12 protein-coding genes are annotated in these 14,387 nt (G+C 43.6%); 1 reads left to right on the top strand and 11 read right to left on the bottom strand.

What is annotated here, in order from left to right; translation table 11 throughout:
* Positions 1-23: 23 nt before the first annotated feature.
* The 10 genes from C1A12_RS05080 to C1A12_RS05035 form a co-directional block, all read right to left on the bottom strand.
* Positions 24-455 (bottom strand): hypothetical protein, encoded by a 432-nt coding sequence (locus tag C1A12_RS05080; protein ID WP_101842747.1) that lies wholly within the window; start codon positions 453-455, stop codon positions 24-26.
* 60 nt (positions 456-515) lie between these two features.
* Complete coding sequence (locus tag C1A12_RS05075; protein WP_101842746.1) at positions 516-776, bottom strand: hypothetical protein; 261 nt, start codon at positions 774-776, stop codon at positions 516-518.
* Between the two features lie 538 nt (positions 777-1,314).
* The gene (locus C1A12_RS05070) at positions 1,315-3,096 is read right to left on the bottom strand and encodes an L-lactate permease (protein WP_101842745.1); all 1,782 of its coding nucleotides are present in this window, start codon (positions 3,094-3,096) and stop codon (positions 1,315-1,317) included.
* Between the two features lie 262 nt (positions 3,097-3,358).
* Positions 3,359-4,126 carry an IclR family transcriptional regulator gene (locus C1A12_RS05065; RefSeq protein ID WP_101843290.1) on the bottom strand — a complete coding sequence of 256 codons (768 nt, stop codon included), beginning with the start codon at positions 4,124-4,126 and terminating at the stop codon, positions 3,359-3,361.
* A 77-nt stretch (positions 4,127-4,203) separates the two neighbouring features.
* Positions 4,204-4,980, bottom strand: a complete 777-nt coding sequence (locus C1A12_RS05060) for a fumarylacetoacetate hydrolase family protein (RefSeq protein ID WP_101842744.1) — start codon at positions 4,978-4,980, stop codon at positions 4,204-4,206.
* A gap of 19 nt (positions 4,981-4,999) precedes the next feature.
* Positions 5,000-6,466, bottom strand: a complete 1,467-nt coding sequence (locus C1A12_RS05055) for an FAD-binding oxidoreductase (protein WP_101842743.1) — start codon at positions 6,464-6,466, stop codon at positions 5,000-5,002.
* On the bottom strand, positions 6,466-7,845 hold the full coding sequence (locus tag C1A12_RS05050) for a (Fe-S)-binding protein (protein ID WP_101843289.1): 1,380 nt from the start codon (positions 7,843-7,845) through the stop codon (positions 6,466-6,468). The genes C1A12_RS05055 and C1A12_RS05050 overlap by 1 nt, the downstream gene beginning before the upstream one ends.
* Positions 7,846-7,858: 13 nt before the next feature.
* Positions 7,859-9,193: an FAD-binding oxidoreductase gene (locus tag C1A12_RS05045; protein WP_101842742.1), complete on the bottom strand. Its 1,335-nt coding sequence runs from the start codon at positions 9,191-9,193 to the stop codon at positions 7,859-7,861.
* Positions 9,186-9,950 carry a FadR/GntR family transcriptional regulator gene (locus C1A12_RS05040; protein ID WP_235001538.1) on the bottom strand — a complete coding sequence of 255 codons (765 nt, stop codon included), beginning with the start codon at positions 9,948-9,950 and terminating at the stop codon, positions 9,186-9,188. The genes C1A12_RS05045 and C1A12_RS05040 overlap by 8 nt, the downstream gene beginning before the upstream one ends.
* A 67-nt stretch (positions 9,951-10,017) precedes the next feature.
* Entirely contained in the window at positions 10,018-12,195 is a 2,178-nt protein-coding gene (locus tag C1A12_RS05035; RefSeq protein ID WP_101842741.1) for a malate synthase G, read from the bottom strand.
* Between the two features lie 194 nt (positions 12,196-12,389).
* On the opposite strand from C1A12_RS05035, the gene C1A12_RS05030 reads away from it, so the two are divergent.
* The gene (locus tag C1A12_RS05030) at positions 12,390-13,277 is read left to right on the top strand and encodes a LysR family transcriptional regulator (RefSeq protein WP_101842740.1); all 888 of its coding nucleotides are present in this window, start codon (positions 12,390-12,392) and stop codon (positions 13,275-13,277) included.
* A 105-nt stretch (positions 13,278-13,382) separates the two neighbouring features.
* Here C1A12_RS05030 and C1A12_RS05025 read toward each other — a convergent pair whose 3' ends face one another.
* Entirely contained in the window at positions 13,383-14,312 is a 930-nt protein-coding gene (locus tag C1A12_RS05025) for a helix-turn-helix domain-containing GNAT family N-acetyltransferase (RefSeq protein WP_101842739.1), read from the bottom strand.
* Positions 14,313-14,387: the final 75 nt, after the last annotated feature.

The raw sequence follows: 14,387 nt of genomic DNA, 5'->3' as shown, positions 1-14,387 counted from the left end.
TCCTTGTATGATGGTGAATTATTTTACCTCATTCTTTCTAAAACGGCATAGTCCTTTGTTTTAAGGATCGTTAGGTCTTGCTGCTCTCCAAACTGAATCAACTGGTCATACACTTCTTCAGGGTCGAATCCAGCCAATCTAATGTTAATTCCTTTATGTAGTTTTATAATTGCTGCTTTCTTAGCCCAGCCGACTCGAGTAAATTTTAATTGTTTGATTTGAGCAGGTTCTATTTTCTTGTTTATTATAGATTTTTTATAGAATCCTATTTGATATACGATGTGATCATTGCGTATTTCAAGTTCAAATCGAATCAAAGCCAATCCTGCAGTCAACAGTAAAACGATTAAGAAAAGTAAAATAGAATTTCCATAATGAGATGATAATATATTCCATAATAGAACGATGAAAAAAATATTATACAATTCCAGCCTTTGGTGTCTCGCTTTATACATTATTATTCTCTGCCTGCCTCTCGTGTTTGCTTCCGTTACGATGAGCTTGCTAAATATGAGTTATCCTAAATAAATTACCTGGTCGTTTTTCTCCTTAGCTCTTATAATTACTTTCGCACCTAATTGGCAGGGTGGATGGTTATAGCTTTTTTTAAATTCGTTGAATAATTCACTTACGATCGTTTCGAGCTGCTCTAATGTAGTAGATTTAGGAAGAGTCTTCGTTCTTAACATTTCAAAGCTTTTTATTGCGTCATCATAGCCGTCACACTTTTCTTCTCCGAATCCCTTCACTTCAAATTCAACTTTAATCTCTCCCACTGCAAATCACCTCTTTAGTTTATGGACTTTTAACCACCTATCTCCTTTACTGATAACAAGAAATAGACAAACTTGAAAATCGAACTATTTAATAATCCCCTGGTTATTCCACATCTCTTATTGGAACAAACTCTGTATTGAGTAACTATTCTTTAGATTGGTAGATTAATTCATTCCAACTATAACTTTACTTGCTGCTCTTCTATCAACATCATTATTTCCTCCTTTCACCCCGTAATGCTTCTTCATGGCCCCTCCTTTGCTATTCTCTATGGATCTTACTCCTTCCATAGTTCCAATTATTTCAAATTATTTCCTATACCTCAACTTTCGCCTCCTATTTTCGTTAATTCTTCTTCATCAGGAATAACTTAATATATTCTGTAGAGAAGTTCCGCTTTAAAGGCAAAAACAAGGGACACCCCCACAGTTCCCCCATATAAAAAAGCACAGGGTCTTTAACGAGGCCCTGCGCCATTTTCATATTATCTTTTTACGGTATTCCACTTTTGAAGTCCAGGTTCCATCATTGGAGAGCTTATACCGTTTTCTTTTTTTGTTGAAGGCTTGCGAGTGGATCTCGATTCTTATTCGTAACGATGATATAGACGGCAACCGTCGTAATAATCGCTGCAATGATCGTTCCGATATTGAAGATGCCTTTTTCCGCTGTCCATACGATGGAGTAGCCAAGGGCCCCGGCGAAAGTAGCATAGTAAAGGAATGGGAAGATGGTTTTTCGGATAATGTCTCCTTCTTTACCCACCAATCCAACGACTGCACAAGCAGCAACTACGTTATGCACACAGATCATGTTTCCGGCTGCTCCTCCGACCGCCTGCAGTGCGACAATCCAGGTGGCATCGACGCCGATTTGAGCGCCAACATCGTATTGGAACAGCGAGAACATCATGTTACTGATCGTATTACTTCCTGCGATAAAGGCCCCAAGACCTCCGACAAAGGAAGAGAACAGCGGCCATAAGTCACCGGTTAAGGCAGCGACCCCATTGGCAAGCTCAATCGGCATGCTTCCAAAGCCTGCAGTTCCCCCGCCTGAGTTTAAAAACACCTGAACCATAGGAACAGTAAAAAGAAGGGCAGCAGAAGCCGGAATCATTGTTTTTCCTGATTGAGACAACGCGCTCTTGTAAGACTTGACGTTCATTTGATGAATCGCAAAAGTGATAAGAGAGACGACGACAAAAATGGTGCCTGGTAAGTAAAGCGGCTGGAAGCTTGCCGTTATTTCCGTGCCGAAAATGTTTGGAATTGTCACATTCACCGAAGTTAACCACTCATTTAACGGCAGGAATGTCAAACGTGTCATCACCAGAAATAAACCGACTAGGATATAAGGCATCCATGCCCGGAACATAGACATTTTCCCACTTTTATGAGCGATATCTTTAATCTCGATTTTTCCTGTCCATGAAGGATCCCATTTGGACTGTTCCTCGAAATCCCAATGTTCTTCTTTCGGCGGCATAAGGAAACCTTTTTTAGCAGCAGGCACTACAATAGCCAATCCGACTAAACCACCGATCATGGATGGAAATTCTGGGCCCAGGACATTAGCGACGATCACATAAGGAATGGTCATCGCAAGGGCTGCAAATAAAGCAAATCTCCACACTTTAATGCCTTCACTAAATGACTTGTTTTTACCAAAAAAGCGAGTCATGAGCGCTACAACGAATAAAGGAACCAGTGTCCCGACAATGGCATGAAGAATAGCGACACGACCGCCGACCATGGTCGTCAATGCCAGAAAGTTATCGGTGATGCTGGCGTCCGCTGCCAATCCTGACTGCACACCAACGAGCATCGGAGTACCGACAGCACCAAAGGAAACAGGTGTGCTCTGGATGACCATTCCCGCTATCACCGCAGCCATTGCAGGAAATCCTAATCCAACGAGCAGGGGAACGGCTACCGCTGCAGGAGTTCCGAACCCTGCCGATCCTTCAATAAATGCACCGAACAGCCAGGCTATGATAATTACCTGAATACGCCGGTCCGGAGAAACATCGATAAATCCCTGACGAATCGTCTTCAGCCCGCCGCTCTCCTGCAGGGTATTTAATAAAAGGATCGCACCGAAAATAATGTATAACAGCGTCCCAGCAACTACTAATCCATTGATTGAGGCAGCAGCGACGGTCGCTCCAGGCACCTGCCAAACGAATAGAGCGAGCAAAACGGCAACTATGTATGATATCGGCATCGCTTTGCTTGCCGGCCACCTGAGTCCTACGAGAAAAATTCCAACAACAACAATCGGTAAAAGTGATAAAAGTGCTAACGTTCCGGTATTCATGATTCACCCTCCAATGATTTTATTGTCATATGACTTCGGTGAATACTTCTTGCCTCCTTTCTGTTTCTTATTACGAAACAATGTTTCAAATAATCTCCAAAAAAATATTTGCGTATTGTAAGCGGTTTCGTAATTATTATAAGGTGTTCCTTGAACATTTTCAATCATATTCAGAAAATTGCGTTAAATATATTGTATTGATAAATATCGACAAAAAACGCAGGCCGTCACATCCTGATGTGGTGACCTGCGCTTTTATTTTCTACTCGATATAGCCCAAACGTGCAGAAATTCCTCTGCCTGCTTCGATCACTTTATCCTTTAAATCAGAAAGCCTCTCCTCTGTCATTCTAAGAGACGTACCTGAGATACTCAAAGCAGCCGCCACCTGCTGAGTATGATCAAAAATGGGAGCTGCGATGCACGTAATTCCCTGCTCATTTTCTTCTAAATCTAAAGCATAGCCCTGTTGTTTCACTTTTTTTAATTCTGAAAGAAACAGATCCGTTTCAGTAATCGTATGGTCTGTATGCTTCGGCAGTCCTCTCTTCTCAATAATTTCTAATACGGTCCGTTCCGTCAAATGAGAGAGAATAACCTTTCCAACCGATGTACAGTGCATAGGTGCTCGTCTTCCTACTTTCGAATGCATCCGCAGGGTTTCTGTCCCTTCCATTTTCTCTAAATACACCACTTCCCCTTGATCATAGACGACCAGGTGAATGACTTCACTCGTGTAGTTTTCGAGTGTTCTTAAAAAAGGTTGAGCTTCTGTCCGTAAATCAATCGATTCCAATAAGCGGGAGCTGATTTCCAGAAACTTATAACCAAGCTTGTACTTCCCACTTTCTTCGTTCTGCTCAATAAATCCGTACTCTTCTAATGTATGCAGAATTCGATAGACCGAGCTTTTGTTGATGTCCATCTGCTGGGCAATATCGGTGACTCCTAAGCCATCTTTACTCGTACTTACCGCGTTTATGACGTCCATTGCCCGGCCGACCGATTTAACCATATTCATCCGTTCCAGTAGACTCACCTCACTCCCTATTGTCTTCATTATAGCATAGGAAGACAGTCCGATTTAGGAGGAGGAATGATGTCCATTTAGGATCTTACAGAAACTGAAGATTTTACGGTTCTATTTCTCAATGTTCCGATTTCATCGATTTTGCACTCAATCACATCTTGATCTCTTACAAAATGGGCCCCAAGTGGACTGCCTGTTAAGATACAGTCTCCAGGCTTCAGAGTCATTACTTTCGATAAATACGACACCATGTACGTAAGCGAGACAATCATAAGTTCAGTCGGACTGTTTTGGGTTTCCACTCCATTAATGTCGGCTTTAACAGAGACGCTGGACGGATCCAGGTCTGTTTCAATGTAAGGACCGATCGGGGTGAAGGTATCAAACGCCTTCCCTAATGTCCAATGCCCATTTTCGTGGAACAGCTGTGGTGCTGTTACATCGTTTCCAATCGTATAACCGAAAATATGATCCAGTACTTCATCTTCCTCAATGTCTTTAGCTTCCTTCCCAATAACAACTGCCAATTCAGACTCAAATTTGACTTCATCGATCCCCCCCGGGATGATAATTTCTGCTTCAGAACCAACCACCGAAGAGGCAGGTTTAAAAAAGAAAACCGGGATCTCAGGTAATTGTTCCGGCTTCTCTTCTTTACTGCCTACATAGTTTGCTCCGATTCCGATGACCTTCTCCGGGTTAACGGGAGCTAATACCTCCACTTGTTCAAGCGGCAGCACTTCCCCAGTATAATCCCAATCTCCATAAATATTTCCTTCGATCACACTCACATCGTCCTTCGTTACGACTCCATATTGAACTTCATCTTTGTACGTAAATCTAGCAAATTTCATAGCGTTCACTCCTTCTTCATTATTGGACAGCCACTGTGTCTTTTACGATTTTCTTCACATCCATGCAGCGGCTTGGGGTTGGAAAAAGCTTTCCTTTATTCAGCAGGTCGTCTGGATTAAACACTTCTCTTATATTGATTTGGGCTTCTAATTCTTCGTCTGTAAAAACAAAGCGCATTTCTTCCTTCTTCTCAATTCCGACTCCATGTTCCCCGGTAATGGACCCTCCGACGTCAGAGCATGCTTTCAAACAGGCCGTTCCTGCTTTTAAAGCTTTTTCCGTTTCCCCGGGTTTGCGGGAGTCAAATAAAATCAAGGGATGAAGGTTCCCATCTCCGGCATGGAAAATATTCGCGATCCTCAACCCTGATTCTCTGCTGATTTCATAAATGTTCTCCAGTACTTCAGGGAGCCTGCTTCTCGGAATCACACCATCCTGAACGAGATAATCGGGCGAGATCGCTCCCATCGCCCCAAATCCGGTTTTACGGTTTGCCCACCATCGGCCCCGTTCTTCTTCACTTTCCGCAACTTTTACTTCTCTTACATTCCGCCCCTTGCAGACGTTTAAGATTTCTTCAATTTGTTCACCGATTCCTGCTTTTATCCCGTCCACTTCGATAAGCAGGAGCGCTTCAATGTCAGCAGGATGCCCGACAGGATAAGACCCTGCTTCTACTCCCTCAATCGCTGTCTTATCCATCATCTCCAGTGCAGCAGGAACGATGCCGGCAGAAATTATATCAGAAACAGCACGGCTGCCATCTTCGATATGGTCGAAATAGGCGAGCACTGTCTGCTTTCCTTCTGGATTTTTCAAAATCCGCACTGTAATTTTTGTTACTATTCCAAGCGTCCCTTCTGAACCGGTCAGCAGCCCCATTACGTCATATCCGGGGCTGTCCGGCACACCATCTTCACTGATTTCAATAATCTCTCCATTTGGCAGAACTACTTCAAGACCAAGGATATGGTTCGTCGTCACCCCATATTTCAGGCAGTGGGCTCCACCTGCATTTTCCGCTACATTGCCGCCGATCGTACATACATATTGACTGGAGGGATCGGGAGCGTAATAATATCCTTTATCCGAAATAGAATTGGTCAATTTCAAATTGACGAAGCCAGGCTGGACAACGGCTTGACGGTTTTCATAATCCACACTGAGCAAATTCTTCATTTTTACTAAACTGATGATCACTTCACGGTTTAGTGGAATCGCTCCGCCGCTTAATCCTGTCCCGGCTCCTCGGGCGAGAAAAGGGATATCATTGGTGGAGCAATAACGAACAATCTCCGCTACCTCTTCAGTATTTTCCGGAAAAACAACAGCTTTAGGCATCGCCTTGTGGACTGTAAAGCCATCACAATCATAAGATAGGAGATCGGCATCTTCATAAAGCACTTCTTTCTCTCCGACAATTTCAATCAGCTTATTAATATGCGGATCCCTCTGCGTTCTTTTTTTCTTTTTGCTTCCAAACATCAGCCTTCCCCCTCTCCTGTTACAGCATTAACCTTATCCAGCGGAGCGGTTTGCTCGTCTTTCTGATAAGCCCAGTCGAGCAATTGAACGGTATGCACGATCTCGCTTTTTCGTCCGTATTTCTGGACGCCCATTGCCATCTGCAGCATGCATCCAGGATTCCCCATTGAAATCATCTCGACATCCTCCGGGACATTTTCCATTTTTCGATCTAACACCGCTTCAGCCATTTCTGGGTTGGTAATGTTATAGATGCCGGCACTGCCACAGCAAGTATCGGCATTGGACAACTCGGTGTACTCGACGCCTGGAATGTCCTTGAGCATCTGCCTCGGTTCATGACGGACCCCCTGTCCATGGGCTAAGTGGCAGGCATCATGGTACGTAATTTTCTTATTCAACGAACTACGAGGCTTCTCATAACCGGTGTCATATAAATATTTGGAGATATCCTCCACCTTTTCTGCAAAGTCTTCAGCTCTCGACTTCCATTGTGGATCATCTTTAAATAATTCCGGGTATTCTTTTAACGCACACCCGCAACCCGCTGCATTAACAACAACTTTCTCCGAGTTTTCGAACGCTTCAATGTTCTGTTTGGCGAGCTTTCTTCCCGTTTCACGATCCCCCGCATGCACGTGCAGGGCTCCACAGCACGTCTGCTTTTTCGGAATCGTGACTTCGTTGTCGTTATGGGTCAGTACATTGATGGTGGATTGATTGATATCCCCGAACATGACATCCATAATGCAGCCTGTCAGCATGGATACTCTCGCTTTAGGTACACCTTTGGCGGGTATCACATCCACATCTTTATATTTCTTCTGAACGGACACTTTGAGCTCTGGCATAATGCTCTCCATAGCAGCCAGATGATCAGGCATCACCTTTAAAACCCCGGTTGTACGAACGGCCTTCTGCAGACCGCTCTTTTGATAAAATTTAAGCAGTCCACTGACGGTATGCATGCGCTCCTGGTAAGGGAACAATCCTTTTAAGAAAAAAGAACTCATTGCGCCCTTCCAACCTTTAAGCGGCATCGCCTGCCGGACCTGTCCGCGAGCTTCCTCGATCAACCCGCCGACATCGACATCAGCAGGGCAGGCTGTTGTACACGCACGGCAATCAAGGCATTGAAAAACGGGATCTGCGAATTGTTCATTAAGCTGAATTTTCCCTTCCGCCACCGATTTGATCAAATGCACACGGCCGCGGGGAGAATGCTGTTCCTGCCCGGTTTCTAAATAAGTAGGGCAGGCCTCTAAGCACATTCCGCAATGAACACAGTCTGCCCATTTGTCTTCGTCAGGATGATCAGCGTTGAAATAATTGCTTATACCAGCCGATGAACAAGGGGCTGTTTTTTCCTGCTCTGCCATTTCCTTAAGCAACTTAAATCCCTCCTATAAATCTTTGATGATTCAAAGTATTTTTTGGATCGATGGTGCGCTTAATTCCTTCAAACAAGAAGAAGTACGATGTCTTTTTGCCCCACACATCAACTTGGTTCCTCAGGTGATACGGAAGATGCTTTACGATTGCATATCCTTTCTTTTCTTCAGCGGCTTTTCGCAGATGCCGGATGGCTGAAATGACTTCCTGCTCTGACCCTGACAATATATAGTAACTGATCCCGTGGCCGAGACCTCCGTGGGCTTCAATCCTTACAGGTGCATCGATATCTAACGCTTCTTTCATAATTTCATAGACGTCCATGTTTTTACTTCCTATCTTAACTACCGCCCGGGTTGCTCCTGAAGCTGGTTCGACCAGGCTGCTCGGTGCCAGGTCTTTAAATGTCTGCCAAAAATTCCGGGCTTCCTGCTGATGGATGACTTCCACATCGGCTCCTTTAGGTATATGCTTATAAACCCACTCTTCCTGATAGCGACAGGACTTCTCGACATCTTCAAAAGCGATCAGCAGCGTATAAGCTTCACGGTTCATCATTTTTTTCGATAAGGTCGGGTTTAAAAGCTCAAGAGATACGGGTTCAATTATTGAATCCTGAATGCTTACAGCCAGTTCCTTTAAATCCAGCAGCTTTTCTTCAGGCGCCGAAACCTGCACAAGACTCTCATACTTAGGCGTCGGGCGGAGTTTCATCGTAACTTCTGTGATCACTCCTAACGTTCCCATCGCTCCGACGAACAGTTTATTCATGTCATAACCAGCCACATTTTTTACCACCTTGGCTCCGGTTCGAATAATCTTTCCGTCTGGATAGACCACTCGCAAACCGATAACTAAATCTCTCGCCGACCCATACTTTAATCTTTTGGGACCGCTTTCATTTGCAGCAATGACTCCCCCAATGGTGGCTTGATCCGGCCAATTCGGATGAATAGAGATCATTTGATTGTGTTCCTGAAGAAAATCCTGAAGCTCAGAAATTGTAGTTCCTGCTCGTACGGTTACCGTCATATCCCCGACCTTATGCTCCACAACCCCTTTGTACTCGGCCATCGAAAGGGTGTAATCATAATGCTCTTTTGTGCCGCCATACCCTCGTTTGCTGCCTCCAGCTTCAACCGACACACTCTTACCCTCTTGATTTGCCTTCTGGAGGATTTCTGCTATTTCCTCCTCACTTTTAGGGGTAAGCACTACCGCCCCTCTGTTTCCGAACGCGTCAGCTAAAGAAACCGATGAGCCATTTCCCTGCCTTTGAGGCACTTCATTTGCACCCATTGTTTTCACCTCTTTTGTCGTTTTAACATTAGACATTTCCTTTTATGTCACCTTTTTTCATAAAGTTTCTAACAAACTCTAAATGATCTACCATCGCTTCTCCTGACCATTCAGACTCTCCTGCTCTAATGTGTTCAAGAATCCGTTCATGCTGTTGGATAACTTCTTTTAAAAGCAGTGGATCTAAAGCAATAGCACCGTGGAAACCGATCATTGATTTTTTCGTCGACGATGAGATGAACTCCATCAATTGATAAAGGATGTGATTGCCGGAAGCCCTGGCAATACAAAGGTGAAATTGATAATCTGATAAACCTTGATCCTCTCCACCCTTTGTTTTCATTTCGGTTACCGACTTCTCTATCGCTTGCAGGTCTTCTTCTGTCCGATGTTGAGCCGCAAGCTTTACTATTCCAGCCTCCAGCATCTCCCTTACTTGAAATAACGCTTCGATGTCTTTAACGTTCGGTAAAAACAGAAACTGATCAAGCAGTTTAGTAGAGTCGAAATGACAAAGGTACGTTCCTTCCCCCTGCCTGCTTTCCACCAGCCCTTTGCCTTTTAGTGAAGTAATAGCATCCCTCACAGCAGATCTTCCTACGTCAAAAAGGTCACACAATTCACGGACAGATGGAAGCTTTTCACCAGGCTGGTATGTGCCGGAACGAATGAAGCTTTCTAATTGCTCTTCTACACGCTCAGATACTTTTTTAGCAGAGATCTTTTCGACGTTCAGAACCCTTCCCCCTTTTCTGTTATCACATATCTGATAAGTTATTTCATAATTAGGCAAATGTAATGACAGGCAACAGGAGCCACTAACTTTGTGTTAATGGCTCTGTTGATAGTTCGGATAACAATTATTTATTTGCGTACACTTTCTCCTTCACTTCTCTGCGTCGACGATGCAAAATCGGTTCAGTATAGCCGCTCGGCTGGTCATACCCTTTGAACACCAGATCGCAGGCAGCCTGGAAAGCGATAGATGCGTCATAATCAGCCGACATCGGTTGATAGTCCGGATCTTCTGCGTTTTGTTCATCAACTACTTTAGCCATGCGTTTTAAGGTATCCAGTATTTGGGCTTCGTCAACAATTCCGTGATGCAGCCAATTCGCCATATGCTGGCTGGAAATACGCAGAGTGGCACGGTCTTCCATAAGTTCGACGTTATTGATGTTCGGTACTTTAGAACATCCAATTCCATGCTCGACCCATCGTACAACGTACCCGAGAATCCCTTGCGCATTGTTATCCAGCTCTTGTTGAATTTCTTCAGCGCTCCAGTTCGGATCCTTAGCCACAGGAATTTGTAAAATGTCCTCTTGATCATCCGTCTGGTCTTTAGCAAGTTCGCTTTGTACCTGTGCAACATCAACCTGATGGTAATGAAGGGCGTGTAAGGTAGCAGCTGTCGGCGATGGCACCCAGGCGGTATTCGCACCTGCTTTTAACTGGCCGTCCTTTGTTTCCAGCATTTCTGCCATCAAATCAGGCATAGCCCACATTCCTTTGCCGATCTGGGCTTTTCCCTGGAACCCGCTGGCAAGGCCGGCACGGACATTCGACCTCTCATAGCCATTAAGCCATGCGGAGCCTTTCATATCGTTCTTCCTAATCATCGGTCCTGCTTCCATGGATGTATGGATTTCGTCGCCCGTACGATCAAGGAAACCGGTATTGATAAATGCAATTCGATCTTTAACTTCATTGATACAGGCTCTAAGATTTAATGTGGTACGGCGTTCTTCATCCATCACACCGATTTTTAATGTATTCCGCTCATACCCGAGCAGGTCTTCCGTCCGATTAAACAGATCATTCGCAAAAGCAACTTCCTCAGATCCATGCATCTTCGGCTTCACGATATACACAGAACCTTTTTTGGAGTTCTGGTATGGACCGTTGTTTAATACGTCGTGTTTTGCAAGCAGCCCGGTGATCACGGTATCCATGATCCCTTCTGGAACCTCTTCTCCGTTTTGATCAATGACCGCATCACTTGTCATCAAATGACCAACGTTACGTGCGAACATTAGGGAGCGGCCCGGCAGTGTTAATTCGCTTCCGTCCGGTGTGGTGTACGTACGGTCAGGATTGAGTGTCCGCGTAACTTGTTTATCACCTTTTGAAAAAGTTACCGATAAATCACCCTTAAGAAGACCTAAATAATTTCGGTACACCTCTACTTTATCTTCGGCATCAACGGCTGTTACAGAGTCCTCGAAATCCATAATCGTCGTCAATGCTGATTCAACGAGAATGTCCTTCACGCCTGCTTGATCAGTCTGACCGATCGGATCAGTAGGATCGATCTGTATCTCCAAATGAATGCCATTATTTTTCACCAGTATGGCTTTAGGGGTGTCAGGCTGTCCTGAAAAACCAGCAAACTGATCAGCATCCTGCAGCCCCGTAGTCTCCCCATCTGCCAGCTTTGCGACCAATCGGCCATCAAAGAATTGATAAGCGTCTACTTCCTTATGAGAGCCTTTCGCTAATGGCACCCTTTCATCAAGGAACTCTTTTGAGAAAGCAATGACTTTATCTCCCCGGACAGGGTTGTAATCTCCTTTGATTTCCGCCCCATTTTCTTCACTAATCACATCCGTTCCGTATAAAGCATCATACAAGCTTCCCCAGCGGGCGTTCGCTGCATTGATGGCATAGCGGGCATTATTGACCGGGACAACGAGCTGAGGACCAGCCTGTACAGATATTTCATCATCAATATCCTCAGTAGTTACTTGAAAATCTTCTACTTCCGGTTCAATATAATTCAATTCTTTCAAAAAGGATTGATACGCATCAGGCTGAACCACAGGATTTTGTTTATGGTAGTTATGGATCTGATTCTGCAGATCTTCTCTCTTCTGTAATAAAGCTTTGTTATCTGGGGAGAGGTTGTGAATAACCGCCTCTAAACCAGACCAGAAATCATCACTGGAAACACCACTATCTGGAATGGCCTCTTTGTTTATAAACTCATACAAAACAGGAGCCACTTTTAAATTACCTACAGATACATAATCTCTCATCGTACATTCCTCCTTTGAGTGAATACAAGAACAAATTAAGATAAAACGCTTCCAAAAATTTGTCACAAGATTCTATCTATTTGTTGGTATTTATCATATAATAAAAACTACCATACCCAAAATACATATTTGGAATGATCATTATTCCCGTTAGTTATAACCCTTTCAAATAAGGCAAATGGAGAGTGAATCGTTTGGACATTCGTCATTTGGAGTATTTTTCAGAAGTGGCTAAACAACTAAGTTTTACTAAAGCAGCCTCAACCCTGCATGTTTCCCAGCCTTCACTCAGTAAAGCTGTAAAGCAGCTGGAAGATGAATTAGGCGTGCCGTTATTTTACCGCTCCAAGAAGGTTGAGTTGACAGATGCCGGCAAAGCTGTGCTCGTTAATGCCATTAATGTATTAGACGCCTTTCATAACTTAACCTCAGAACTAAGTGATATTATTGAACTGAAAAAAGGCGAAATTAAAATCGGTATCCCGCCGATTACCGGGGCTGCTTTTTTTTCGAAACTGATCAGTTACTATCGTGATCAGCACCCCCAAGTAAAAATCCGCTTAAGCGAAGTCGGATCTAAAATGATCAAACAAGGAGTGGAGGACGGGTCTCTAGACATCGGGTTAGTATGCAACGTTCCCGTTAAAAATGAGAATTTAGAAGTGCTCGAACTAATTAATGATCCTCTCATGCTGCTGGTCCATAATGATAATGAGCTGGCTCAACAAACAAAGATCGATTTAACAGAGCTTGATGAGGAGTCTTTCATTCTTTATAGAGAGGATTTCTCGCTCCATGACCGGATCATTGAAGAATGTAACAGCAAAGGCTTCAACCCGAACGTCGTCTGCCACAGCTCCCACCGCGACTTCATGATCGAAATGGTCGAAGCTAAAATGGGGATCGCCCTACTGCCTGGTGAGATAGCCAATGACATTCAAGATCGTGATATCCAGGCAATTCCCCTCGTAAACTCGAATTTAAGCCTCGAACTAGCAATGGTATGGAAAAAGAATAAGTACTTACCCTTTTCGGTACGAGAATTTATCGACATGTCGAAGCAATACTTAACTAGAGTTTAGTGCCCTAAAATAAAAAAACGTCCAGATTTCTTTCTCTGGACGTTCCTATCACCCGGCTATTTTACGTATTCCTTTTTACTCGATTTTACAGCATCCAGCTTACCTCTAGAGCCCATTAAGGAGATCGAGATCCCATCGTTCCTCGATTAATTTTGTTCCGGTCCATTCTTCATTAGGTTTTTCTTCAGTTATAGTGAAATTATATTTTTGATAAAGATAACGAGCCTTATCTAACGTACTTACCATCCACAGAAACAAGTGCTGATAGTTTTGTTCTTTACAAAAATTAATAGCCGTCTCCATAAGATTTTTCCCAATGCCCCTGCCTTGGTAATTTTCATCAAGAATAAACCACCTTAGCTGGGCCACTGTTTCAGTGGATTTCGTGATGGCAATGGAGCCGACTATTTCACCGTTCACTTCAGCTACCCACAGCTCTCCTCCTTCAGTATTGATCATAAATTCCGATAAGCCTTTCATGACATAGTATTCAAACATACGCCCGAACTTATAGGTTTGATCGTATAACCTGCCATGTAAATATGCGACGTATCCCACATCACCTGGTTGAAAAGTTCGAATGGAAACCTCTGAGTGAGTAGAACGATCTTTTGAATAAATGGATTGAATCGTTTCCATAGATGAAACCAGCTTAGCCAGTTCACTTTTTGAGAGACGTTGAATCATCTTATCCACTCCATAATTTGCATGCTCAACTAACTCGTTGTAAATTTTTTCACCATATTCAGTGAGATAGAGTAAATGCTGTCTTTTATCTCTTGGTGACTGTTTCTTCACAATAATATTTTCACTTTCAAATCGTTGAACAATTCTACTCATATAGCCCCGGTCAATCCCCAGATTTTCTCTAACTTCTGTAGCCGTGCAGCCATTCCTGTAATGAATCTCTGTTATTACCCTCGCCTCCGTTAAGGGAAAAGGCTGGTTATAGATTTCTTGATCGATTTTACCTAACACATTTGCATAATACCTATTGAATTGTCGAATCTTTTCTACATAATGCATGGTTTCCATGTTACTTTCACCTCAATATCTGAAAGTTCAAACTAACCATAGCGTAGTATATTTAGTTGACTCAGTCAACTAAAC

Source organism: Halobacillus sp. Marseille-P3879 (assembly GCF_900240285.1).
In the GTDB taxonomy this organism is placed as follows: domain Bacteria; phylum Bacillota; class Bacilli; order Bacillales; family Halobacillaceae; genus Halobacillus_A.
This window is presented reverse-complemented; position numbering and strand designations above follow the sequence as displayed.